Below are 23,130 nucleotides of genomic sequence, written 5' to 3' on the forward strand. Positions count from 1 at the left end.
GCGCAGGATGAAGCCGACCTGCTCCTGCAGATGGTAGTTGTTCTCGTCGCCGTCTTCGGTCTCGACCAGCCGCAGCAGATTGTCCTCGCCGCTCATCTGAGGCCATCCCATGCCTTGATGTCCTCGGCCGCCAGGCCGCCCATGCGGTTATGGACGCGCGGGCCGCAGGTCATGGCGAGGCAGAACAGGATCTCGTCGGGGCGCGGGCCGTCGCTGATGCCGACCTCCATGGCGTCGAAATGGCTGCGCACATAGGCGGCATTGATGTGGCCGAGCGGAACGTCAAGCCGCGAGCCGAAAGCGCCGACCTTCTTGGCCGACGGCACGATCGCCTTGGCGTCGCCGAGGCGCTCGCGCATGGCGTAGCCGCCGGGCACGTGCCACAGCGCGCCGTGCTCAAGCTCACCCGCGGTGCCGACGATTGCGCCCTTGCCGTAGCCGTCGATCTTCTTGACGTCGCCGCCGAGCGCGGCAATCAGCCTGTCGGAGAGCAGAAGGCCCAGCGGCTTCAGGTCCTCCATCGCGCCCTGCAGCTCTTCCACATAACGGCCGGCGAAAGGGTTCTTGACCACGGCAAGAGCCGCAGCGCGAAGGCGGGGCTCTTTCGCCACGGGGCCGCCGTCGTGGAAAATCTCCTCGGTCAGCACCGCGACCTTGCGTATCGGAAACTCAGGCATGGGCGAATTCCTCCTGTGCATGCTTGTTGGGCGCGGCGAGCGCTATCGCGCCGCTGATGCGGGCTTCGCCCGCCAGAAACAGCGCCGAGGCGGCGATCAAGCCGCGCCGGCGAAAATCTTCGGCGACCGCGAGGCCGTTGTCCAGCGCCCGGGCAACCTCGCCCGCCGAAAGCGCGCCGACGCTCTGCGTCACCAATTGCTCTCGGAGATCGCTGTCGGGCGCCAGGTCGCGCGCCGGAACGCGCGCGATAGCAGGGTGACCGGGCAGGTCGACGGCGTTGGCAATCAGCGTCGCCGCCGCATCGGCCTCGGCGCCGGTCGGCGCGAGAACGGTGACGGCATCGGCGATGCCGAACGAAAACGACCGCCCACGCCAGCCGCTGGTGGCGACGCCGCGCACGCCATCCTCGGCGTGGATACCGACGCGATCGGCCATGCCATTGCCGGTGCCGGCAATCGCCACCGTCATCGACTGATCCCTGCCGAGATAGAGGGCGCAATCGCCGCCATTGTTGACGTAAGCGCGGTCGAGCCGGCGGCCGGCGAGCATCGCGGCAAGAATTTCGTCGGCTACCGAACCGGCGACGGCCGCCATCGGCGTGATGAAGCATTCCGCCAGCGGCATGACGGCGGCTTCCATGCGGCGCGCCGTCGGGCCGGCGAAATCGCGCGGCGCCAGGAAGAAGGCCGGCAGGCGCAACTCGGGCAGCTCCTCGACCAGCTCGATCAGGACCGTCTGGAAGCGCGTGACCGCCTGCTGGTAGGCGGCGCGACGCTCGTCGTCAGAGCCAAAGGCCTCGACAATGAGATCGATCGGCCCATGGTTGAGATGGAGCCGCCGGCCGTCGGCAAGCCAATGCGCCTGCGGGCTGTTCATCACCCGGCACCGTTCGCCGCCGCGCGCCGCAGCTGCGCCAGCGGCGGCCAGGGATTGTTGACCGGCGCGCCGGTGTTGCTGCGCGGGTTGAGATACTCGCCGCCTTTGGCGAGGACGTCCTCGACGCTGCGGATCTCATTCTCATAGCCGCCGAGCCGCACATAATCGTCGCGGCGCATGGTGAACTCGATCGGCGCGACCAAAGCCGGCGTCGGCACATAGCCGAAGGCGCCTTCAGGGACGCGGGTGACGTCGACCATCAGCGTGATGCCGCCGCCCGGCCAGACATAGACCGGCGCGCCGCCCACCGTCACGTAGGTCCTTAAGCCCTGCACCGAGCGCGTGAGGTTGACCGGGTTTTCGGTGACGCCGGCGCGCAGCGAGCCGCCGGCGCCGCCTATGAAGAGAACCGTGCACAAAGCCGGCTCGCAATTGTCCTCGATCAGGCCGACCGTTTTTTGTAGCCGCTCCGGAAACGGTTTTTGGACCGGCCTCAGCTCGTCGTCCAGTTCGTAATAGGCGAACTGCTCGCCGGTGGTCGACACCATCAGCAGCGACAGGCCCGGGCGCGCGCCCTTCTTGGCGTTCCAATCGCCGAGGATCGACAGCGGATCGGAAATCGTCGTGCCGCCCCAGCCGAGGCCGGGCTCCGAGACCTTGAAATAGCGGCCGGGCGTCGAACGGCGGCCGATGATCTTTATGCCGGTGTCTTCCCAGCCCAGCACCTTGCCGGCCTGGTGCTCCGAGACGACGCCGGTGATGTGGTCGTCGACCACCACCACCTCGTCGACCAGGCCGCGCCATTGGGTGGCGAACATGCCGATGGTGGCCGAGCCGCAGCCGACGCGCATGCGGTGCTCGACCTTGCCGTCGATGACCGGCGGTTTGCCGGCTTCGACGATGACCGTCGCGCCGCCGTCGATGGCGAGCTCGACCGGCTTGCGGTTGCAGAGGTTGAGCAGCGCGTCGCAAGTGGCGCGGCCTTCCTGCTTGGAGCCGCCGGTCAAATGATGGACGCCGCCAAGCGACAGCATCTGCGAGCCGTATTCGCCTGTGGTGACATGGCCGATCGCCTCGCCTTGCGAATGCACGATCGCCGTCTCGTCGCCGATATGGCGGTCGGTGTCGATCTTCACCTTGACGCCGCAGTACGAAAAAATGCCTTCGGTGACGACGGTGACGAGATCGACGCCCTCGACCTCCTGGCTGACGATGAAGGGCGCCGGCTTGTAATCGGGATAGGTGGTGCCGGCGCCGATCGCGGTGACGAAACGGCGGCCGGTGTTGACCAGCTCGCCGTTCCAGGCTTCGCCTTCGGCAACGAAAGGCACGACCGCGCCGCCGGTCTCGGCGGCATGGTCGAGGATGGTCAGCGGATCCATGCGCACGATGCGGCCGCCGACATTGCCGTAGCGGTCGCAGGCGCCGGTGCGACCGTCGGCGATGTAGCACATGACCGGGCAGGCATCGCAGCGGATCTTCTCCGCCACCTGCTTCTCGCCGGGGTCATGGATTTCGAAACGTTCGGCAAGCTCGCTCATCGGCGCGCCTCCTTCTCGCGGATCGCCGCCAGGATGCGGCTCGGCGTCGCCGGCACCTTGGTGACCAGGACGCCGGTGGCATGGCGGATGGCATTGAGGATCGCCGGCGCGGTGGGGATCAGCACATGCTCGCCAAGGCCCTTGGCACCAAATGGCCCTTCCGGATCCGGAACCTCGACCAGTATGTGCTCGACCGGCGGCACGTCGCCGATCGTCGGGATGAGGTAGTCGTGCAGGTTCTCGGTGCGGCCGGGGATGTATTCCTCCATCAGCGCCATGCCGATGCCCTGCGCGATGCCGCCCTCGATCTGGCCTTCGACCAGCACCGGGTTGATCGCCTTGCCGACATCATGCGCGGCGGTGATCTTGATCAGCTTCACCGTGCCGAGCTTGAGGTCGACCTCGAGCTCGGCGATCTGCGCGCCGTAGCCATAGACGGCATAGGGCTTGCCCTGGCCCTTGGCGTCGAGCGGCAGCGTCGGCGGGTCGTAGGTTTCCTCGGCGACGAACACCAGGCCGTCGGCATCGGCCTTCAGCTCGGACAGATCGATGCGCCGCGCGGCATCGCCTTCGCGGATGGAAAGGTTCGCGCCGTCGAGCGCAATCGTCGCCTCGCCCGAGACGTTGGCAAAGCGCAGGATTTTTTCGCGCAAGGCGCGGCCTGCCTTCTCCGCGGCCTTGCCCGTTACAAAAGTCTGGCGCGAGGCGGATGTTTTGCCGGCGTCGGGCGTGATGGCGGTGTCGGCGCTCTTCAGCCGGAATTTCTCCAGCGGCAGGCCGAGCGCGTCGGCGCAGATCTGGGTGATGACGGTGTTGGAGCCCTGGCCGATATCGACGGCGCCCTGGTGCAGGACGACGTCGCCCGAGGCCGAGATGCCGACCTTAATGGTCGAGGGATTGGGCAACGAGGTGTTGCCGCAGCCATACCAGCAGGAGGCGACACCCACGCCGCGCTTGCTTGCCGTGTTGGCGGCGTTGAAGGCCTCCGCGTCCGCCAGCGCACAAGCCCAATGCGGTTGAAGCTGCTCCAGGCATTCGCCGATGCCGACGCCTGATTCCAGGCGCTGACCGGTGACCGTCTCGCACCCGTCGCGCAGGCAATTCTTCAGCCGAAAATCCAGACGGTCCATACCGAGCTTGCCGGCGAGCTGGTCATAGAGGGTTTCCTGCATGATGGTGGCCTGCGGCACGCCGAATCCGCGGAAGGCGCCGGCGATCGGGCCGTTGGTGTGGATGGCGTTGCCGGTGGCGCGGTAGTTTGGCGTCAGATAAGGGCCGGAGGCATGCACCGGCACGCGGTTCGCGACGGTCGGCCCCCAACTGGCATAGGCGCCCGTGTTGAAATCGCCCTCGAAGACCATGCCGGTGATGCGGCCTTCGGCATCGGCGCCGATGGTCGCCTTCATCTCGGCCGGATGGCGCTTGGTGGTCGACATCATCGATTCATTGCGGGTGTAGGCAAGCGCCGCCGGCCGCCCGGTCTTCATCGCGACAAGGCCGATCAGCGGCTGCAGCGAGACATCGAGTTTCGACCCGAAACCACCGCCGGTGGCGGTCGGCACGATGCGCACCTTGTCGACGGGAAGCCCGAGCACCTTGGCGGTGTCGTCGCGGTCCATATAGGGCGCCTGCGTACAGGCGACGACGACCAGCGTGTCGCCATCCATATAAGCGTAGCCGGCTTCCGGCTCGATATAGGCGTGCTCGACGAAGGAAGTCTCGATTGAGCCGGAGACAGTGGCGGCAGCGGCTGCGAGCGCTCGTTCCGGATCGCCGCGTTCGACATAGCCGGAGGTCAGCAGGTTTGCCGGCCGGTGCTGGTGGATCAGCGCGGCGCCATCGGCCTTCGCCTCGCGCGGCTGCAGCACATGCGGCAGTTCGGTCCAGGCGATCGGAAAATTCGTCAGGTCGAGATCGAGGATCGCCTCACGCTCGCCCGCCACCAGCGCCACCGCCTCGCCGCGCAGACGGACAAAGCCTTCGGCCAGCGCCGGCTGGTCGGCAAAAGGACCGATGACGCCGAAGCAGTTCTTGCCGGGGATGTCGGCGGCGGTGAAAACGCCGGCAATGCCGGGATGGGCTTCGACCCAGGCATCGAGGTCGCCGAAGGCAAAGCCGGCATGATAATGCGGCGAGCGGACCACCAGCACCGACAAGGCATCAGCCGGGAAGGAATCGCCGCCGAATTTCTCGGTGCCATTGACCTTCGGCACGCCGTCGAGGCGGATCGGCGAGGCGCCGACCGCGTGGCCCACGTCCGGCAGGCGAAGGTCGATGCCGTTCATATGCCGCGAGGACTGCATCACCGCAGCGACGATTTTTCGATAGCCGGTGCAGCGGCAGAGCACGCCGCCCAGCGCATCCTGCGTCTCGGCTTCGCTGGGTGTCGGGTTGCGCTCCAAAAGCGCGGTGGCCGCGACCAGCAGGCCGGGCGTGCAGATGCCGCATTGCGCGGCGCCATGTTCGAGGAAGGAGGCCTGCAGCGCCGAAAGCCTGCCATTGGCAAGGCCCTCGACGGTGGTGACGGCGGCGCCGGACACCGAGGCTGCCGGCACAAGGCAGGCGCAGACCGGATTGCCGTCGACCAGCACCGTGCAGGCGCCGCAATCGCCGGCGTCGCAGCCGACCTTGGTGCCGGTCAGCCGCAACTCGTCGCGCAAGACCTGCGACAGGCGCCGCACGGGAGGCACAGAGACGCTGACGGCGGCACCGTTTACCTCAAAGGCAATGTCGGCGCGCTCGATGCCGGATTGGGCCATGCCGGATTGGGCCATGCTCATGCGGCCACCTTGCTTTCGCCGAGGCCGATTGCGGCACGCACCGCGCGCGCAACGATCTCGCGCGCCGCGTCCTGCCGGTACTCGGCGCTGCCGCGTACATCGGCGATCGGCGACAATTCATCGATGGGCGCCGACAGCACCGCGTCGGCAAGCGCCTCGTCGATCGGACGTTCGCGCAGGACCGCCTCGACGCCGGAGAGGCGGCGGGCGACCGCCGAGCAGGAGCCGACCGCGATCGCCGCTTCGGCGATGACGCCATTCTCGACCACAAGCCGCGCCGCAGTCATGGCGATCGAGATGACGAGATAGCGACGGGCGCCGAGCTTGACGAAGGCCGAGGTGCCGACCGCGGAGCGCTTCGGCACACGGATGGCGGTGACCATCTCGCCCGGCTGCAGCGCCGTGCGGCGATTGCCAAGGATGAACGCGTCGAGCGGCAGAGGACGGGTGGCTTTCGCCGTGCGCAATTCAACATCGGCGTCGAGCGCAAGCAGCGCCGGCACGCCGTCGGCGGCGGGCGAGGCGTTGCAGAGATTGCCGGCAATCGAGGCGACGTTTTGGATCTGGACCGAGCCGACTTCGCGCGCGGCCGATTTCAGCGCGTCGAAGGCGGGCGGGAGCGGGTGACGGACAATATCGGTCCAGGTGGTGCGGGCGCCGATCCGCCAATATTCGTCGGTCTCTTCGATGCCGCGCAGTTCGGCGAGACCGTTGATGTCGAGGATGTTGTCGCGGAAAGGTTTTGCGCCCTGCGCCGGATAGAAATCCGTGCCGCCGGCGAGTATCCGCCAGCGGTCCTCGCCAAGCAAAGCGAGCGCCTCGTCGACCGTGGTGGGTTTCGCGTAACGGATCACGCTCTGCCTTCCAGAACCTTCCCAGAAACGAGCCGTCCCCGATTGGCCCGCCCAAAGCGCCTTGCCCTGGGACTTTCCGCCGGTATCCAGACCGGTCAAATTCATTCGTATGCAAATGATATCAGGCCGGTCGGAATTGTCAAAGCCGGAGTTGGCGCGGCAAAGACCTGAACGCGATTGTTATGGTGCCGGAGGTTGACGCCGCCAGCCATCTGGTCAAGGTTCCGTGTCCGGTCGCGTCAGCGGCTTTGGACTGGAGCCTCAAGCCGATACGAGGGGGCCCAAACGAGAGGGAAGCCGCATGGCCGACGAAGCGCTGATCGTCATCGACCTGCAGAACGATTTTTGTCCAGGCGGCGCGCTGGCGGTGGCCGGCGGCGACGAGATCGTGCCTTTGGTCAACGACCTGATCCGGCGGACCGACCATGTGATCCTGACGCAGGATTGGCACCCGGCCGGACATTCGAGCTTCGCCTCCAGCCATCCGGGCAAACAGCCCTTCGAAACCATAGATATGCCCTATGGGCCGCAGACCTTGTGGCCGGACCATTGCATCCAGGGCAGCCTCGGTTCCGATTTCCACTCCGGACTTGCCTGGACCAAAGCCGAGCTGGTGATCCGCAAAGGCTTCCGCACAGCGATCGACTCCTATTCGGCCTTCTTCGAGAACGACCATAAGACACCGACCGGCCTTGGCGGCTACCTGAAGGAACGCGGCATCGACACGATCACGCTGGCCGGGCTCGCCACCGATTTCTGCGTTGCCTTTTCCGCACTCGACGCGGTGAAGCAGGGTTTCAAGACGACAGTCCGGCTCGACGCCTGCCGCGGCATCGACCTCAACGGCTCGGTGGAGGCGATGCTAAAGCGCATGCACGAAGCCGGCGTGACGCTCGAAGATCACTCGGCGGATTGACCGGACCGTGGGGAAGGTCCCCCTCACCCGGATTGCCAGCCGAATTGCGAAGGGCAATTCGGGGCAATCCGACCTCTCCCCGAGGGGAGAGGAGATAGCTGGTTTGCAGCGCCGGAAAGCGGGTTCCCCCTTCTCCCCTTGTGGGGTGAGAAGCGGTCCGCGCAGCGGACGAAAAGCCAATTGCTTGGCTTTTCGAGCTTCGAACGCCCTGAGCCAGCGAAGGGCCGGGTGGTGTCGCCGAAGGCGACGGATGAGGAGTGCTCCAGGGAAAGCCAGCGTCTCACTCCGCTGGAGCACCCCTCATCCGTCTCGGCGCTATCGCGCCGATCCACCTTCTCCCACAAAGGGAGAAGGGAAAGCGCGCGGCGGCCGGATTTTTCTATTCGCCGCGCTCGCCATCGCGCTGCTGCTTCCAGCGCAAGCATTCGCCGCCGAAATGCACGAACTGCCCGGCGCCGCCATGTCGCTGTGGTGGGGACTGCCCTTTGCCGGCCTGCTGCTGTCGATCGCGACCGGACCGCTGCTCTTTCATCACCTGTGGGAACATCATTACGGCAAGATCGCCGCCGGCTGGGCGGCGCTGGCGGTGGTCCCGCTGGCCGTCACTTTCGGCATTCCGACGGCAGGCGAAGCGGTGCTGCACACGCTGCTCACCGAATACATGTCCTTCATCATCCTGTTGTTCGCGCTCTACACGATCTCGGGCGGCATCCTGCTTGCCGGCAACATCCATGGCACGCCGCTCACCAATGCCGGGCTGCTGCTCATCGGCGCGCTGCTTGCCTCGGTCATCGGCACGACCGGCGCCTCGATGATCCTGATCCGGCCGATGCTGCGCGCCAACGACAACCGGCCGTTCAACGCCCATGTGGTGATCTTCTTCATCTTCCTGGTCTCCAACATCGGCGGCTCGCTGACGCCGCTCGGCGACCCGCCGCTGTTCGTCGGCTTCCTGCGCGGCGTGGATTTCTTCTGGACGACGGTGCACATCCTGCCCGACACGCTTTTTGTCGGCGGGCTGGTGCTGGCGGTGTTCCTGGCGATCGATTTGGTCCTGCATCGCCGCGAGGCCGGCTTGCCGAAGATCAAGGACCCGACGCCCGATACAAAGGTGCGCCTGCGCGGGCTGGCCAACCTGCCGCTGCTCGCCGGCGTGATCGGCGCGATCCTGCTTTCGGCGAGCTGGAAGCCGGGGGTGAGCATCCCGGTCGTCGGCGTCGGCCTGGAGCTGCAGAACCTGGTGCGCGACGCCATCATCCTGGTGCTGGCGTTTCTCTCGCTTCGCGTCTCCTACAAGAGCCACCGCGAGGCCAACGGCTTCACCTGGGGGCCGATCGCCGAAGTGGCGAAATTGTTTGCCGGCATTTTCATATGCATCGTGCCGGTTATCGCCATCCTGCGGGCCGGCCATGACGGCGCGCTGGCGCCGCTGGTGGCGCTGGTCACGTCCGCCGACGGCCAGCCCAACGATCTCGCCTATTTCTGGCTGACCGGGGCGCTGTCTTCCTTCCTCGACAACGCGCCGACCTATCTGGTGTTCTTCGAGCTTGCCGGAGGTGACGCCCAGCACCTGATGACTGAGGCAGCCTCGACGCTGGCCGCGATCTCGGCGGGAGCGGTGTTCATGGGCGCCAACACCTATATCGGCAATGCGCCGAACTTCATGGTCTTCGCCATCGCCAGGCATCGCGGCTTCAAGATGCCTGGCTTCTTCGGCTACATGGCGTGGTCCGGCCTGGTGCTGATCCCGACGTTTCTGATCGCCGGGTTTTTGTTTTTCGGGTGAAGCGGCGCGGAGCCTTACCTCCCCCTTGTGGGGAGGTCGGACTGCAGGTCCGGTTGGGGGTCGGCGCTGCCCCCTCCCCGCTGCTTCGCAGCGACCCTCCCCACAAAGGGGGAGGGTAATCCTCAGCCCACCCCCACGTACCGCCGCACCGCCGAGGGATCGGCCCGCAATGCCTCGACGTCCACCGTCTCGCGGTTGCGGCCGTTCTCGATGAAGCAAACCCGGTCGGCGACCGAGAGCACGGCATCGACGCGCTGCTCGACCAGGATGGTGGAAACGCCGAGCTCGCGCAGCTTGGCCACGGTCTCGCGGATCCTGGCGATCATCGACGGCATCAAGCCTTCGGTCGGCTCGTCCAGCAACAGCACTTGGGGCTCCAGGCAGAGCGCGCGGGCCATGGCCAGCATCTGCTGCTCGCCACCGGAGAGCGTGCCGGATCGCTGCTTCAGCCGCTCGCGTAGCAGCGGGAAGAGATCGAGGACGTTCTCGCGCGTCTGCTTGCCCTTACCCCGCGCCATGAGGCCGATCTCGATGTTTTCCGCCACCGTCATCTCGGCGAACAGGCGCCTGCCCTGCGGCACATAGGCAACGCCGGCCTTGGGCACGTCATGCGCGGCGAGCCCGGTCAGCTCCTTGCCGTCCAGCCTGATCGAACCCGCCGCAGCAGGCACCAGACCCATGATCGCCTTCAGCGTCGTCGTCTTGCCGGCGCCGTTGCGGCCAAACAGGCACAGCACCTCGCCCTTGTTCAAGGCCAGGTCGAGACCGTAGAGCACCTGCACCTCGCCATAGAAGCAATCGAGGCCGGCAATGGTGAGCAATCCGTCATTGGTTCCAACGGAGTCAGCCATGGGTCGCTCCGAGATAGGCGTCCTGGACTTGCGTGTTGGCGCGGATCTCACCCGGCGTGCCTTCGGCGAGAATCTTGCCCGAATTGAAGACAGTGATGCGGTCGGCGAGTCCCATGACGACCGGCATGTTGTGCTCGATCAGAAGAACCGTCGCGTCCCTGGCGATCCCGCGCACCAGCGTGATGAAATTGTCGATCTCGCTGTCGGCCAGGCCCTGTGTCGGCTCATCGAGGATCAGCAAACGCGGCTTCAGCGCCAGGCCCATCGCCACTTCGAGCAGACGCTGATGGCCGTAGGAAAGGTGCGCGGCCAGCGTGCCGGCGCGCTCGGCAAGTCCGGTGCGCTCCAGCGCCGCCATGACGCCGGTCCTGACCTGCCCCTTGGTGCGGCCGTCGGTCAGCGTGCGTTGCACCGGCAGCGCGACATTGTCGAAGACCGTGAGGTTGGCGAAGACGCTGGTGATCTGGAACGTGTAGGCGACGCCGAGCCTGACCCGTTGGTAGGCCGGCATGGCGGTGATGTCGACGCCGTCGAAGACAACGGCACCCGACGATGGCCGGATGCGGCCCGAGAGCAGGCTGACGAAAGTCGTCTTGCCGGCGCCGTTCGGGCCGATGACGGCGCGAATCTCGCCCGGCATCAGCGCGAAGTCGACGCCGTCGACGGCGCGCAGGCCGCCGAAGTTGCGTGACAGGCCTTTGGTGGTGAGCAGCGGCGTCATGGCAGCCACCCCAGCCAGCGCTCGCGGATGCTGCCCATGATGCCCTTCGGGGCAAACAGGACGAGCAGGATGAGCGCCACGCCGACAATCAGCAGATAGGCCGAGGTGAAGCCGCTGGTGATGTCAGTGACATAATACATGAACAGCGTGCCGATGAGCGGTCCGAGCGTGGTCGCGGCGCCGCCGAGCAGCACCCAGAGCAGCGGCAGAATCGAATACTGGATCGACGCGAAATTCGAGCCGACATAGCCGAACAGCAGCGCATAAGCGGCGCCCGACGCAGCGCAGATGGCGCCGGAGGCGACGACAGAGATGAGCTTGTTGGCGACCGTGTCATAGCCGAGCATCTTCGTGCGCTCTTCGTTCTCTCGGATGGCGACCAGCACGCGGCCGAAGCGGGAGCGGACAAGGGCAAGCGTGATGAGCAGCGCGACCGAGAACAGCGCCAACGCGCCCATGTAGCGCACCGTCGGGTTGGTCAGGTCGAGGGATGCGCCGCCGATCGAAATCACCCGCGATGCCTGCTGGATGACCAGCCCCTGGTCGCCGCCGGTCCAGGCGGCGAAATAGAGGATGAGCAGATAGAAGACCTGAGCGAACATCATGGTGACGATCATGAACGCCACGCCCGAGGTGCGCAGCGCCAGCAGGCCGATAACCAGGGCGAGCAGCGCGCCGCAAGCGACGCCGGCAAGGAAGGCTTCCGGCACGCCCCAGCCGAGGTGGTAGACGGTCAAGCCCGCGCCATAGAGGCCGGCCGAGAAGAACATGGCGTGGCCGAGGCTGAGCAGGCCGACATAGCCGAAGAGCAGATTGTAGCCCATGGCAAAGACCGCCAGCGCCATGATGCGGGCAAACAGGCCCTGATGGTAATCCGGCAGGATGAAGTTCAGCGCGAAGAGAAGCGCGATGACGCCGATATGCAGGGCATAGGTCTTTGCCGGCGAAGCATCCCTCATCGCGGCGCGGTTCCGAACAGGCCCTGCGGCCGGAACACCAGCACCATTGCGACCACCAGCGTGGCGATGATCTTGGCGAGCGTCGGCGAGAAGAACATCGAGATGATGCCGTCGGAGAGGCCGATCAGGATGGCGGCGACGACGGTGCCGCGCAGCGAGCCGAGGCCGCCGATGATGACGACGATGAAGGAGAGCAGCAGCGGGTCCTGCCCCATCAGATAATGCGCCTGGCTGATCGGCACGATCAGCACCGCGGCGATCGCCGCCAGCATGGCGCCTATGGCGAAGACGCCGGCATAGACGCGCTCGACCGGAATGCCGAAGGCCTGCGCCGTCTCGCGATCATATTGGGTGGCGCGCATGATCAGTCCGATCTTCGTACGCGTCAGCACCAGCCAGGTGATGACGAGCAGGATGGCGGAAGCGGCGACCACCGACAGCTTGTAGCCGGAATAACCGAACCACGGCAGAAGGATACGGTAGCTGAAGGGCGGCTCGACCGGGCGCGCCTCTGGACCGTAGAAGGTGAGCGCCAGTTGCTGGATGATGTAGAGCATGCCGATGGTGGCGACGATGGTGCTTTCGGGGTTGTAGTTCAGCCGCCGCAGCACCAGCCATTCGGCGAGGAACGCGACCAGCCCGACGAGCAAGGGCGCGATCACGAGTGCTGCGACGAAACCTACCGCCGGATGGCCGGAAATCGCCGTCGAGACGGCCCAGGCGAGCACCGCGCCCAGCATGAAGAACTCGCCGTGTGCGACATTGACGATGCGCATGACGCCGAACACCAGCGACAGGCCGAGCGCGGTCAGCGCCAGCACGGCGGAGGTGACCAGGCCTTCAAGGGCGGCGAGGAGGAGATGGGGTCCGAAATGCATGGATTATTTGCCAACGGAGGCGCGAGACCCCCCTCTCTGCCCTGCCGGGCATCTTCCCCTCAAGGGGGGAGATTGGCAGTTCCTGCGAAGGCGCCTACCTGCCGGCCTGAGCGATTGGCGAAAGCGGAAATAACAGCTGATCTCCCCCCTTAAGGGGGAGATGTCCGGCAGGACAGAGAGGGGGGCCTGGGCGCTCACGCTGGTTGGAATGAACCTACAGCGCCTGCGTCGTGTAATCCCCTTCCGGCTCGTAGAGGCCGTCCTCGATCTTGGTCTTGTGCACGACCTTGAGCTTGCCGCCTTCGACCTTGGAGATGTTCTGGATGCCGAAACACTGGTGGATCTTGCCGTTGAAGGTCTTCGGGCCCTGCGGATGTTCCGGTCCCTCGGCGAATTCCTTCAGCGCCTCGGTCGCCTCGACCAGCTTGGCGCGGTCCACCGGTCCCTTGTAGCCGGCATCTTCCATCGCCTTCTTGACGACGTAGAGCGTTTCCCAGCAGCCGAACATGTGCGAGGCGGTGGAGATGTCCTTGGGATCGCCGACCGCGGCGCCATTGTCGTCGATGCCGACGGCGGCGCGGTAGGCTTTCTGCGCGGCGGAATCATCGGGCTGCGCGTAGCGCGGCGAGCCTTCCCAGAAATGGCTGCCGTCGAGGAATTCGAGGCCGGGGCTGTTGATGTCGACGGCCTCGAGCGAATCCATGAAGCCGAAAAGCTGCGGCCTTTGCGAACCGTAGAACTCGCCGAGCTCCTTGACGAAGGTGAGCACCGCAGGGCCGACCATGACGTGGTAGATCACCTCGGTCTCGGCCGGGATCTGCGGGAAGTATTTGGTGAAGGACGATTCCGTCGGCGGGATGGCGATCTGGGCGATGACGTCGGCGCCTTGCGCCTTCAGCGCCGGCGGCAGGTAGTCGCGATGGTCGTAGCCGAAGGCGAAGTCGGGGAAGATCTGCGTCACCTTCTTGCCGGCGTTCGCCGCGATCCACGGCGCCATGGACTGGATCTGGCTCTTCACGTCGGTGATGCCGGGCTGGAAGACGTAGCGGTTGAGTTTGGTCGAGGCGACGTGATGGCCTTCGCTGACCACGAAATAGGGGATCTTGTTCTCGCCGGCGGCGGGCGCCGAGCCGATCACCACATGCGAGAACAAGGTGCCGAAGACGATATCGGTCTTGTGCTGCTTGGCGAATTTGTTGACCACCTCGGCGCCGCCCGGATAGCCGACCGGACCGGCGCCGCGCATGAACAGGATCGTGTGCTCGTCGATGCCCTGCGCCGGATCGTCGATGCGGGCGTGGTAGTCCTCCGGCCCGTCGAAGACCATGGCGTTGCCCTCGAAGGCCTCCGGATCGTTCAGATTGGAGAGATAACGCTCACGGAACTCGGGCGAGATGCCGCTGGTCTTCATGATGGCGGAATCGAACAGATTGCCCTTGAGATTGATGAAGCCGGCATTGGCCTTGAGCGGCTGGTCGGCGCTGCGGATGACCTCGTGGTTCTCGTTGACGGCATCCCGGCAATTGTCGCCCATCGACTTGCCGTTGGCGGTGATCGCATCGGGATGCGGCAGGAGCCCCGCCTTCATCAATTCGGCGACGACCGCCGGCACGCCGCCGGCATGGTGATAGTCTTCGCCAAGATATTCGCCGGTCGGCTGCAGGTTGACGAGGAGCGGCACGTTGAGGCCGATCTTCTGCCAGTCGTCATTGTCGAGCGGCACGCCGAGATGGCGGGCGATCGCGTTGAGGTGGATCGGCGCATTGGTGGAGCCGCCGATGGCCGAGTTGACGACAATGGCGTTTTCGAAGGCCTGGCGCGTCATGATGTCGGAAGGCTTCAGGTCCTCATGCACCATGTCGACGATGCGCTTGCCGGTCTCGTAGGCGATCTGGCCGCGCTCGCGATAGGGCGCCGGAATGGCGGCCGAACCGGGGAGCTGCATGCCGAGCGCCTCGGCCAGCGAGTTCATGGTGGTGGCGGTGCCCATGGTGTTGCAATAGCCGGTCGACGGCGCCGAGGAGGCGACGATGTCCATGAACTCGTCATAGTTGATCTCGCCGGCAGACAGGCGCTGGCGTGACTCCCAGACGATGGTGCCGGAGCCGGTGCGCTTGCCCTTGTGCCAGCCATTGAGCATCGGACCGACCGACAGCGCTATCGCCGGAATGTTGACGGTGGCCGCCGCCATCAGCAACGCCGGCGTGGTCTTGTCGCAGCCGATGGTGAGCACGACGCCGTCGAGGGGATAGCCGTAAAGAACCTCGACGAGGCTGAGATAGGCAAGGTTGCGGTCGAGCGCGGCGGTCGGGCGCTTGCCGGTCTCCTGGATCGGATGGCACGGGAACTCGAAGGGGATGCCGCCCATCGAGACGATGCCTTCACGCACGCGCTTGGCAAGCTCGAGGTGGTGGCGGTTGCAGGGCGAAAGATCGGAACCGGTCTGCGCGATGCCGATCAGCGGCTTGCCCGACATCAGCTCGGCGCGCGTCAGGCCATAGTTCAGATAACGCTCGAGATAGAGCGCCGTCATGCCTGGATTGTCGGGGTTGTCGAACCACTCCTGCGAGCGAAATTTCTTCTTCCTGGTGGGGGCGCCTGCCATGGTGGTCTCCGTATTTGTATGACAAATCGATAGGACAACGCGCGAGCGCAAGCAAGAGGTAGACGCAGCCGGGACCCGGACTTTGGTGCGATAGACTTGTTACGGGCCGCGCGCTACGACCAATCGATAACAGCAATCCGGGAGGGGTTTGATGGCTTTGGTGATCGAAGGCGAGGAGCGGATCGCCGCACCAGTCAAAAAAGTGTGGGAAGCCCTCAACGACCCGGAGATCCTGAAAGAAGCCATTCCGGGCTGCCAGAGCCTCGAGAAGAATTCGGACACCGAGATGGCGGCGACCGTGGTGCTGAAGATCGGGCCGATCAAGGCGACCTTCAACGGCGAAGTGACGCTGAAGAACCTCAAGCCACCGCATTCCTACACCATCCAGGGCGAAGGCAAGGGCGGCATTGCCGGTTTCGCCAAGGGCGGCGCCGACGTGACGCTGACCGAGGACGGGCCGGATGCGACGGTGCTCAAATACGCCGCCAAGGCCGAGGTCGGCGGCAAGATCGCGCAGCTCGGCAGCCGGCTGATCCAGTCGACATCGAAGAAGCTCGCGGGGCAGTTCTTCTCGACGTTTGGCGAGAAGGTCGGCGCCTGACCCCTGCCCTGGAGGGCTACTCGAACACGATGCTCGGCACGGCGGCTTCGGCCGCGCCGCGCTCTTCCTGGACCCGATCCCAGACCTTCGAGGCGATGTCGCGATAAATCTTCGCCTCGGCGCCCTCGGGCTTGGAGGCGACCACCGGCGTGCCGGCGTCCGAGCTTTCGCGGATGCCCATTTCCAGCGGCACCTCGCCGAGGAAGGTGACGCCGAGGCGCTCGGCCTCGCGGCGCGCCCCGCCATGGCCGAAAATGTCGTAGCGCTTGCCGGTGTCGGGTGCGAGGAAGTAGCTCATGTTCTCGACGATGCCGAGCAGCGGCACGTCGACCTTCTTGAACATGTTGAGGCCCTTGCGCGCGTCGATCAGCGCCAGGTCCTGCGGAGTGGAGACGATGACGGCGCCGGCAAGCGGCACCTGCTGCGCTATGGTGAGCTGGGCGTCGCCGGTGCCGGGCGGCATGTCGACCACCAGCACGTCGAGCGGACCCCATTCGACCTCGCGGAGCATCTGCGTCAGCGCCGACATCACCATCGGGCCGCGCCAGATCATCGGCGTCTCCTCATCGACGAGGAAGCCCATCGACATGACCTTCAGCCCATAATTCTGCATCGGCTTCAGGATCTTGCCGTCGACCGTCTGCGGCCGGCCATGGATGTTGAGCAGCCGCGGCATAGACGGGCCATAGATATCGGCATCGAGCACGCCGACCTTCAGCCCATTGGCGGCGAGGCCGAGCGCCAGGTTGACGGCGGTGGTCGACTTGCCGACGCCGCCCTTGCCGGAAGCGACGGCGATGATGGCGTCGATGCCGGGCACGCCGCGCCTGCCGTGGCTGTGCGAAGCCGGCGCCTGTGGCGCGGGACGCTGTGACGGCTGCGGGGCTGCGGGCCTCGGCGCTGCCGGGCGCGCCGGAACCGGCGCTTCCATGCCGCCGCCCTTCTTCTCCGCCGTCAGCGCGACGACGGCGCTGGCGACGCCGGGGATGGCCTTCACCGCGCGCTCGGCCGCGGCGCGCAGCGGCTCCAGTTCCTGGGCGCGCGCGGCGGGAACGGTGATGGAGAAGAACACCTTGGAATCGGCGATGAAGATCTCCGAGACCATGCCGAGATCGACGATGTTGCCGGTGAAGTCCGGCCCGTTCACCGTCTTCAGGCGCTCGATGACGGATTCCTTGGTGACGGTCATTGATCTTTCCTCGGGACTTTGGCGTTCCAGATAGTGCAGTTTCCCGCCAGAACCAAGCCGTGGCGCAATCGCTCAGCCGGCGTGCCCCGGAAAGCGACGGATGATGTCGGATCTGCCAACCGGCATTCGAGCCCTGTCATGGCCAAACGAGCCGCCCGCGCTATCTCCCTTGCCATCACGACAAGCGTGAAGGAATCGTCATGCTCGAAAACAGCAATGCGACAGCCAATCTCGCGGTGAAAGACCTGGAAAAGGCCAAGGCGTTCTACGAGGGAATGCTCGGCCTCAAACAGGTCGACGACATGGGCGGCGAACTCGTCGTCTATAAAAGAGGCGACACGCTCATCAACGTCTACCATTCGCAATTTGCCGGCACCAACAAGGCAACGGCGGTGACGTGGACGGTCGGCGACCAGATCGAGCCGATCGTCAAGTCGCTGCGGGCGAAAGGCGTCAGCTTCGAGCACTACGATATGCCCGGGCTGACGCTGGAGGGCGACATCCATGTCGGCTACGGGATGAAAGTCGCCTGGTTCAGGGATCCCGACGGCAACATCCTGAACCTGGTGGACAAGTAGCCCCGCTACGAGTTGAGGCCGATCATCCGGCCAACCGTGTGACGAGATAGGTCAACGCCGAGATCGCCGCCGTCGCCGGCAGGGTGATCACCCAGGCGACGACGATGTTGCCGGCAATGCCCCAGCGCACGGCGGAGACGCGGCGGGCGGCGCCCACGCCGATGATGGCGCCGGTGATGGTGTGGGTGGTCGAGACCGGAACACCGAGCCAGGTGGCGGCGAAAAGCGTGATGGCGCCGCCGGTCTCAGCGCAAAAACCCTGCATTGGGTTCAGCCGCGTGATCTTCGATCCCATCGTGTGCACGATGCGCCAGCCGCCGAGCAGCGTGCCCAGGGCCAGCGCCGACTGGCAGGTGAGGACCACCCACAGCGGCACGTAGAAGCTCTGGCCGAGCATACCTTGCGAATAGAGCAGCACGGCGATGATGCCCATGGTCTTTTGCGCGTCGTTGCCGCCATGTCCCAGCGAATAGAGCGAGGCGGAAAAGAACTGCAGCACGCGAAACGTGTTGTCGACGGCGAATGGCGTCTGGCGCACGAACAGCCAGGAGACGACGAGAACCAGGACGAGCGCCAGCACGAATCCGGTCGCCGGCGAGAGCACGATCGCCGCGACCGTCTTGCCGAGCCCGGACCAGACGATGGCGCCGGTCCCGGCCTTGGCGACGCCGGCGCCGACCAGCCCGCCGATCAGGGCGTGCGAACTGCTCGACGGAATGCCGGCGACCCAGGTGACGATGTTCCAGACGATGGCGCCGACAAGTGCCGAGAAGATCACCGCCGGCGTGACGATGCTGGCGTCGACAATGCCTTTCCCGACCGTCTCGGCCACATGCAGGCCGAAGAACAGGAAGGCGATGAAATTGAAGAAAGCCGCCCAGAACACTGCGTAATGCGGCCTGAGCACCCGGGTGGAAACGATGGTGGCGATCGAATTGGCGGCGTCGTGCAGGCCGTTCAGGAAATCGAAGAACAGGGCCACGGCGACGAGGCCGATCAGCAGCGGAAAAGCGATCGTGGCCTCCATCGCCTAAACGTTCTCGATCACGATGCCGCTGATCTCGTTGGCGACGTCCTCGAAGCGGTCGACCACCTTTTCCAGCTGGCCGTAGATCTCCGAGCCGATCAGGTAAGCCATCGGGTCGCTGCGGCCGTGATGCCTGAACAGATCCTTGAGGCCCTGCTCGTGCAGGTCGTCGGCGCGGCCTTCGACGCGCATGACCTCCTCGGCGATGGCGTTGAGGCGCGCTGCGTTGGCGCCGACCTTGCCGAGCAGCGGGATCGCCTCCGCGACCAGCCGGGCTGCCTGGACGATGACGCCGCCCATTTCCCGCATCAGCGGGTCGAACTCCCTCACCTCGAACAGTTTCACCGTCTTGACGGTCTTGTGCATCATGTCGATGGCGTCATCCATCGACTGGATCAAATCCTTGATGTCGCCGCGATCGAAGGGCGTGATGAAGGAGCGCCGAACGGCAAGCAGGACCTCGGCGGTGATGCCGTCGGCCTCGTTTTCGAGATCGACGATCGTCTGGCACCAGCCGTCGATGTCCTCGCCGTTGAGAAGATGCTGAAGGGCTTCGGCGCCGCCGACCACAGTGCGCGAATGCCGCTCGAACAGATCGAAGAAGCGATCCTCGCGCGGCAACAGCTTGCGAAACCAGCCCAGCATGTCGTCCTCCTCAATCCGCCCTACCCCACATAGCGCCATGTGCGGCGCGGGAAAACAGATAGCCGGCTCAAAAATGTGGACGAGGTCCGATTGTGCGTGCGTCTTGCGAAGCGATGCGATTTCCCCGACCTTGAGCTAAACCGCGTTGGATCGGATAGCATGATCGACAAACTGGAGTTCTTTCTGGCACTGGCCAAGGAGGAGCACTTCGGCCGGGCGGCGGAGGTGTGCGGCGTCACCCAGCCGACGCTGTCGGCCGGCATCAAGCAGCTCGAGGAGCAGCTCGGCGTCATGCTGGTGCTGCGCGGCTCCCGCTTCCAGGGGCTGACGCCGGAAGGCAGGCAGGTGTTGGGCTGGGCGCGACGCATCGTCGGCGACACAAGGACGATGCGCGAGGAGATGCGGGCGGCGCGCCACGGCCTTGCCGGCCGTATCCGCATCGCCGCCGTTCCGACGGCGCTGGCAATGGTGGCGCGGCTGACGACGCCGTTTCGCGAAAAGCATCCGGGCGTAACCTTCTCCATCCTGTCGCGGACCTCGATCGAGGTGCTGTCGCTGCTCGGCAATTTCGACGTCGATGCCGGCATCACCTATCTCGACAACGAGCCGCTCGGGCGCGTCATCAGCGTGCCGCTCTATGACGAGCGCTACCAGTTGATCACCGCGGTCGGGAACCCCTATTCCGATCGCGACAAAGTGACGTGGGCCGAGATCAGCCAGCTGCCGCTCTGCCTGCTGACGCCTGACATGCAGAACCGCCGCATCATCGACCAGCATCTGGCGGAGGCCGGCGTGCAGGTCCGGCCGACGCTGGAATCCAACTCGATGATCGTGCTGTTCTCGCATATCCGCACCGGCAAATGGTCGTCGATCATGCCGCTCAACCTCGCGGAAACGTTCGGCTTTTCGGAGCCGATCCGGGCCATTCCGATCGTCGAGCCGGACGCCAGTCACACGGTCGGTCTGGTGGCAGCACCCCGCGAGCCGCACACGCCGCTGGTGCAGGCGCTGCTGGACGAGGCGATGGCGCTGGCAGACGATTTCCGCCGTCATCGCTAGGTTAGAGAATGCGGGCCACCGCTGTTCGATAGGAAATTTCTATCGATCGACGGGAGCGCTTTATTGATTTCGGAGGTTTCCTCTGATTTCGTAAGGACTTAGCGATATTGCGCCCTATGCATGTCGTTGCCCCGAAAACGCTCTATATCCTGGGGTGACATACATTGGCCGCCACGACCAGGGAGGGCGCTGCGTGACCATGCAGGCCGCAAGTACCGAGATCGCGTCGCGCACGGCGGCGATCATTGATGAGATGAAGGGCCTCGAGGGCCCGCTGCTGCCGATCCTGCACAGCATACAGGAAGAGTTCGGATACGTTCCGAAGGACGCGTTGCCGGTGATCGCCGACGGGCTGAACCTTTCCCGCGCCGAAGTGCATGGCGTGGTCAGCTTCTATCACGATTTCCGCGCCAAGCCCGCCGGACGGCATGTGCTCAAGCTCTGCCAGGCGGAAGCCTGCCAGTCGATGGGGTCGGATGCGGTCGCGGCCAAGGTCAAGCAGCTGCTCGGCATCGATTTCCACGAGACCACGCGCGACGGATCGGTTACACTGGAGCCGGTCTACTGCCTCGGGCTTTGCGCCTGCTCGCCGTCGGCGATGCTCGACGGCGAAGTCATCGGCCGGCTCGATGACGAGAAGATCGAAGAGATCGTCGCGGAGGTGCGTTCATGATCCCGCGCATCTATATCCCCGCAGATTCCGGCGCGCTGGCGCTCGGTGCCGAGAAGGTCGCCAGGGCGATCGAGAAGGAGCTCAAGGAGCGCGGCGTCGAGGCCAAGATCGTGCGCAACGGCTCGCGCGGCGCCTATTTCCTCGAGCCAATGGTCGAAGTGGCGACCGACAAGGGTCGCGTCGCCTACGGGCCGGTCAAGCCGTCCGACGTCAAGAGCCTGTTCGACAGCGGTTTTCTCACCGGCGGCCACCACAAGCGCTGGCTGGGCGCGCCCGACAAGATCCCCTTCTTCGCCAAGCAGACGCGGCTGACCTTCGCGCGCTGCGGCATCAACGATCCGCTGTCGCTCGATGCCTACAAGTCGCTGGGCGGCCTGCGCGGCCTGCAGAACGCCGTCGCCATGACGCCGGCCGATGTCGTCAAGCAGGTTACCGAGTCGGGCCTGCGCGGCCGCGGCGGCGCCGGCTTCCCGACCGGCATCAAGTGGAAGACGGTGCTGGATACGGCTGGCGCGCAGAAATACATCGTCTGCAACGCCGACGAAGGCGACAGCGCCACCTTCGCCGACCGCATGATCATGGAAGGCGATCCCTTCGTGCTGATCGAAGGCATGGCGATCGCCGGCATCGCCACCGGCGCGACCAAGGGTTTCGTTTATATCCGCTCGGAATATCCGCATGCGGTGGCGACGATGAACAAGGCCGTCGCGATCGCCCGCAAGGCCGGCGTGCTGGGCCACAACGTGCTGGGCTCGCCCAACGCCTTCAACATGGAGATCCGCGTCGGCGCCGGCGCCTATGTCTGCGGCGAGGAAACCTCGCTCTTGAACAGCCTCGAGGGCAAGCGCGGGGTGGTGCGCGCCAAGCCGCCGCTGCCGGCCATCCAAGGCTTGTTCAGCAAGCCGACGGTAATCAACAACGTGATCAGCCTGGCCTCGGTGCCTGTAATCATGGACAAGGGCGCCGCCTTCTACAAGGATTTCGGCATGGGCCGCTCGCGCGGCACGATCCCGATCCAGATCGCAGGCAACGTCCGGAATGGTGGCCTGTTCGAGACGGCCTTCGGCCTGACGCTGGGCGAGATCGTCGACGACATCGGCGGCGGCACGGCTTCCGGGCGTCCGGTGAAGGCGGTGCAGGTCGGCGGGCCGCTCGGCGCCTATTTCCCGCGCGCGCTCTTCGACACCCCCTTCGACTATGAGGAATTCGCCAAGCGCGACGGACTGATCGGCCATGCCGGCATCACCGTGTTCGACGACACGGCCGATATGCTGAAGCAGGCGCGCTTTGCAATGGAGTTCTGCGCCATCGAGAGCTGCGGCAAGTGCACGCCCTGCCGCATCGGCTCGACGCGCGGCGTGGAGGTTCTGGACAAGGTCGCCGCGGGCATCGAGGCGGAGAAGAACCTCGCTCTGGTCACCGACCTCTGCAACACGATGAAGTTCGGATCGCTCTGCGCGCTGGGCGGCTTCACGCCCTACCCGGTGATGAGCTCGATCACGCATTTCCCCGAGGATTTCAAGCCCGCGCCAGCGCGCGTGGCGGCTGAATAGGAGCTGGCAGATGAACATCAAGGCCGACTTCCCGACACTCATCGAAGAGATCGACTACGGAACGCCGGAGTCGAAAGCGACGAGGCAGGTCACGCTGACGGTAGACGGGCAGAGCATCACGGTGCCGGAAGGCACTTCGATCATGCGCGCGGCGATGGAGGGCGGGGTCGAGATTCCGAAGCTTTGCGCCACCGACATGCTGGATTCCTTCGGCTCCTGCCGCGTCTGCCTGGTCGAGATCGAAGGGCGCGGCGGCACGCCGGCCTCCTGCACGACGCCGGTCGGCGAAGGCATGGTGGTGCGCACGCAGTCGGACCGGCTCGACGCCATCCGCCGCGGCGTCATGGAGCTCTATGTCTC

21 protein-coding genes are annotated in these 23,130 nt (G+C 65.4%); 8 read left to right on the forward strand and 13 right to left on the reverse strand.

Translation table 11 applies throughout. The annotated features are described in order from the left end of the window. Positions 1 to 92: 92 nt before the first annotated feature. Genes EOA28_RS04395 through EOA28_RS04415 form a run of 5 tightly spaced genes read right to left on the reverse strand, consistent with a single transcriptional unit; the run spans position 93 to position 6,729 of the window. The gene (locus EOA28_RS04395; RefSeq protein ID WP_126063206.1) at positions 93 to 677 is read right to left on the reverse strand and encodes an amino acid synthesis family protein; all 585 of its coding nucleotides are present in this window, start codon (positions 675 to 677) and stop codon (positions 93 to 95) included. Next, a complete protein-coding gene (locus tag EOA28_RS04400; RefSeq protein ID WP_127252032.1) occupies positions 670 to 1,554 on the reverse strand; it encodes a UPF0280 family protein in 885 nt (294 codons plus the stop codon). The genes EOA28_RS04395 and EOA28_RS04400 overlap by 8 nt, the downstream gene beginning before the upstream one ends. Beyond that, complete coding sequence (locus EOA28_RS04405) at positions 1,554 to 3,095, reverse strand: 6-hydroxynicotinate reductase (protein WP_127252033.1); 1,542 nt, start codon at positions 3,093 to 3,095, stop codon at positions 1,554 to 1,556. Before EOA28_RS04405 ends, EOA28_RS04400 begins: the two co-directional genes overlap by 1 nt. Further along, positions 3,092 to 5,875: a molybdopterin-dependent oxidoreductase gene (locus tag EOA28_RS04410; protein WP_127252034.1), complete on the reverse strand. Its 2,784-nt coding sequence runs from the start codon at positions 5,873 to 5,875 to the stop codon at positions 3,092 to 3,094. The genes EOA28_RS04405 and EOA28_RS04410 overlap by 4 nt, the downstream gene beginning before the upstream one ends. After that, a complete protein-coding gene (locus EOA28_RS04415) occupies positions 5,872 to 6,729 on the reverse strand; it encodes a xanthine dehydrogenase family protein subunit M (RefSeq protein ID WP_128314615.1) in 858 nt (285 codons plus the stop codon). The genes EOA28_RS04410 and EOA28_RS04415 overlap by 4 nt, the downstream gene beginning before the upstream one ends. A gap of 301 nt (positions 6,730 to 7,030) precedes the next feature. Here EOA28_RS04415 and pncA point away from each other — a divergent pair, with 301 nt between their 5' ends. Further along, positions 7,031 to 7,645 carry a bifunctional nicotinamidase/pyrazinamidase gene (gene pncA / locus EOA28_RS04420; protein WP_127252036.1) on the forward strand — a complete coding sequence of 205 codons (615 nt, stop codon included), beginning with the start codon at positions 7,031 to 7,033 and terminating at the stop codon, positions 7,643 to 7,645. Positions 7,646 to 8,081: 436 nt separating this feature from the next. Continuing rightward, positions 8,082 to 9,431: a sodium:proton antiporter gene (locus tag EOA28_RS04425; protein ID WP_127253462.1), complete on the forward strand. Its 1,350-nt coding sequence runs from the start codon at positions 8,082 to 8,084 to the stop codon at positions 9,429 to 9,431. A 122-nt stretch (positions 9,432 to 9,553) separates the two neighbouring features. On the opposite strand, the gene EOA28_RS04430 is transcribed toward EOA28_RS04425, so the two are convergent. From EOA28_RS04430 to EOA28_RS40850, 5 genes are all read right to left on the reverse strand, one after another. Next, complete coding sequence (locus tag EOA28_RS04430; RefSeq protein WP_127253463.1) at positions 9,554 to 10,282, reverse strand: ABC transporter ATP-binding protein; 729 nt, start codon at positions 10,280 to 10,282, stop codon at positions 9,554 to 9,556. Beyond that, positions 10,275 to 11,003 carry an ABC transporter ATP-binding protein gene (locus EOA28_RS04435; RefSeq protein WP_127253464.1) on the reverse strand — a complete coding sequence of 243 codons (729 nt, stop codon included), beginning with the start codon at positions 11,001 to 11,003 and terminating at the stop codon, positions 10,275 to 10,277. The genes EOA28_RS04430 and EOA28_RS04435 overlap by 8 nt, the downstream gene beginning before the upstream one ends. Continuing rightward, the gene (locus EOA28_RS04440) at positions 11,000 to 11,962 is read right to left on the reverse strand and encodes a branched-chain amino acid ABC transporter permease (protein ID WP_127253465.1); all 963 of its coding nucleotides are present in this window, start codon (positions 11,960 to 11,962) and stop codon (positions 11,000 to 11,002) included. The genes EOA28_RS04435 and EOA28_RS04440 overlap by 4 nt, the downstream gene beginning before the upstream one ends. Continuing rightward, positions 11,959 to 12,840, reverse strand: a complete 882-nt coding sequence (locus EOA28_RS04445) for a branched-chain amino acid ABC transporter permease (RefSeq protein ID WP_127253466.1) — start codon at positions 12,838 to 12,840, stop codon at positions 11,959 to 11,961. Before EOA28_RS04445 ends, EOA28_RS04440 begins: the two co-directional genes overlap by 4 nt. A gap of 214 nt (positions 12,841 to 13,054) precedes the next feature. Continuing rightward, on the reverse strand, positions 13,055 to 15,445 hold the full coding sequence (locus tag EOA28_RS40850; protein ID WP_128314616.1) for a dihydroxy-acid dehydratase: 2,391 nt from the start codon (positions 15,443 to 15,445) through the stop codon (positions 13,055 to 13,057). A gap of 151 nt (positions 15,446 to 15,596) precedes the next feature. Here EOA28_RS40850 and EOA28_RS04460 point away from each other — a divergent pair, with 151 nt between their 5' ends. After that, the gene (locus EOA28_RS04460; RefSeq protein ID WP_042647051.1) at positions 15,597 to 16,046 is read left to right on the forward strand and encodes a carbon monoxide dehydrogenase subunit G; all 450 of its coding nucleotides are present in this window, start codon (positions 15,597 to 15,599) and stop codon (positions 16,044 to 16,046) included. 16 nt (positions 16,047 to 16,062) lie between these two features. On the opposite strand, the gene EOA28_RS04465 is transcribed toward EOA28_RS04460, so the two are convergent. Beyond that, positions 16,063 to 17,235, reverse strand: coding sequence for an Mrp/NBP35 family ATP-binding protein (locus EOA28_RS04465; protein WP_127249819.1), 1,173 nt, complete (start codon positions 17,233 to 17,235; stop codon positions 16,063 to 16,065). A gap of 200 nt (positions 17,236 to 17,435) precedes the next feature. Here EOA28_RS04465 and EOA28_RS04470 point away from each other — a divergent pair, with 200 nt between their 5' ends. After that, positions 17,436 to 17,813, forward strand: a complete 378-nt coding sequence (locus EOA28_RS04470) for a VOC family protein (protein ID WP_128314617.1) — start codon at positions 17,436 to 17,438, stop codon at positions 17,811 to 17,813. 22 nt (positions 17,814 to 17,835) lie between these two features. Here EOA28_RS04470 and EOA28_RS04475 read toward each other — a convergent pair whose 3' ends face one another. Beyond that, on the reverse strand, positions 17,836 to 18,840 hold the full coding sequence (locus tag EOA28_RS04475) for an inorganic phosphate transporter (protein WP_126079695.1): 1,005 nt from the start codon (positions 18,838 to 18,840) through the stop codon (positions 17,836 to 17,838). A 3-nt stretch (positions 18,841 to 18,843) separates the two neighbouring features. Then, positions 18,844 to 19,485, reverse strand: coding sequence for a DUF47 domain-containing protein (locus tag EOA28_RS04480; protein ID WP_127249817.1), 642 nt, complete (start codon positions 19,483 to 19,485; stop codon positions 18,844 to 18,846). Positions 19,486 to 19,644: 159 nt separating this feature from the next. Between EOA28_RS04480 and EOA28_RS04485 the strand changes: the two genes are divergently transcribed. The 4 genes from EOA28_RS04485 to EOA28_RS04500 all read left to right on the forward strand — a co-directional run. Further along, the gene (locus EOA28_RS04485; protein WP_126079697.1) at positions 19,645 to 20,544 is read left to right on the forward strand and encodes a LysR family transcriptional regulator; all 900 of its coding nucleotides are present in this window, start codon (positions 19,645 to 19,647) and stop codon (positions 20,542 to 20,544) included. Between the two features lie 193 nt (positions 20,545 to 20,737). Further along, a complete protein-coding gene (locus EOA28_RS04490; RefSeq protein ID WP_126079698.1) occupies positions 20,738 to 21,217 on the forward strand; it encodes a formate dehydrogenase subunit gamma in 480 nt (159 codons plus the stop codon). Then, entirely contained in the window at positions 21,214 to 22,770 is a 1,557-nt protein-coding gene (locus EOA28_RS04495; protein WP_127249816.1) for an NADH-quinone oxidoreductase subunit NuoF, read from the forward strand. Before EOA28_RS04490 ends, EOA28_RS04495 begins: the two co-directional genes overlap by 4 nt. 10 nt (positions 22,771 to 22,780) lie before the next feature. After that, a partial coding sequence (locus tag EOA28_RS04500; RefSeq protein WP_128314618.1) for a 2Fe-2S iron-sulfur cluster-binding protein occupies positions 22,781 to 23,130 on the forward strand: 350 nt, incomplete at its 3' end.

It is taken from the genome of Mesorhizobium sp. M2A.F.Ca.ET.067.02.1.1, assembly GCF_004023285.1.
GTDB lineage: Bacteria > Pseudomonadota > Alphaproteobacteria > Rhizobiales > Rhizobiaceae > Mesorhizobium.

Bases quoted from the DNA above. Each gene is read 5' to 3' on its own strand.
- EOA28_RS04395 (WP_126063206.1), bottom strand. From the start codon at position 677: ATGCCTGAGTTTCCGATACGCAAGGTCGCGGTGCTGACCGAGGAGATT.
- EOA28_RS04400 (WP_127252032.1), bottom strand. From the start codon at position 1,554: ATGAACAGCCCGCAGGCGCATTGGCTTGCCGACGGCCGGCGGCTCCAT.
- EOA28_RS04405 (WP_127252033.1), bottom strand. From the start codon at position 3,095: ATGAGCGAGCTTGCCGAACGTTTCGAAATCCATGACCCCGGCGAGAAG.
- EOA28_RS04410 (WP_127252034.1), bottom strand. From the start codon at position 5,875: ATGAGCATGGCCCAATCCGGCATGGCCCAATCCGGCATCGAGCGCGCC.
- pncA (WP_127252036.1), top strand. From the start codon at position 7,031: ATGGCCGACGAAGCGCTGATCGTCATCGACCTGCAGAACGATTTTTGT.
- EOA28_RS04425 (WP_127253462.1), top strand. From the start codon at position 8,082: ATGCACGAACTGCCCGGCGCCGCCATGTCGCTGTGGTGGGGACTGCCC.
- EOA28_RS04430 (WP_127253463.1), bottom strand. From the start codon at position 10,282: ATGGCTGACTCCGTTGGAACCAATGACGGATTGCTCACCATTGCCGGC.
- EOA28_RS04435 (WP_127253464.1), bottom strand. From the start codon at position 11,003: ATGACGCCGCTGCTCACCACCAAAGGCCTGTCACGCAACTTCGGCGGC.
- EOA28_RS04440 (WP_127253465.1), bottom strand. From the start codon at position 11,962: ATGAGGGATGCTTCGCCGGCAAAGACCTATGCCCTGCATATCGGCGTC.
- EOA28_RS04445 (WP_127253466.1), bottom strand. From the start codon at position 12,840: ATGCATTTCGGACCCCATCTCCTCCTCGCCGCCCTTGAAGGCCTGGTC.
- EOA28_RS40850 (WP_128314616.1), bottom strand. From the start codon at position 15,445: ATGGCAGGCGCCCCCACCAGGAAGAAGAAATTTCGCTCGCAGGAGTGG.
- EOA28_RS04460 (WP_042647051.1), top strand. From the start codon at position 15,597: ATGGCTTTGGTGATCGAAGGCGAGGAGCGGATCGCCGCACCAGTCAAA.
- EOA28_RS04465 (WP_127249819.1), bottom strand. From the start codon at position 17,235: ATGACCGTCACCAAGGAATCCGTCATCGAGCGCCTGAAGACGGTGAAC.
- EOA28_RS04470 (WP_128314617.1), top strand. From the start codon at position 17,436: ATGCTCGAAAACAGCAATGCGACAGCCAATCTCGCGGTGAAAGACCTG.
- EOA28_RS04475 (WP_126079695.1), bottom strand. From the start codon at position 18,840: ATGGAGGCCACGATCGCTTTTCCGCTGCTGATCGGCCTCGTCGCCGTG.
- EOA28_RS04480 (WP_127249817.1), bottom strand. From the start codon at position 19,485: ATGCTGGGCTGGTTTCGCAAGCTGTTGCCGCGCGAGGATCGCTTCTTC.
- EOA28_RS04485 (WP_126079697.1), top strand. From the start codon at position 19,645: ATGATCGACAAACTGGAGTTCTTTCTGGCACTGGCCAAGGAGGAGCAC.
- EOA28_RS04495 (WP_127249816.1), top strand. From the start codon at position 21,214: ATGATCCCGCGCATCTATATCCCCGCAGATTCCGGCGCGCTGGCGCTC.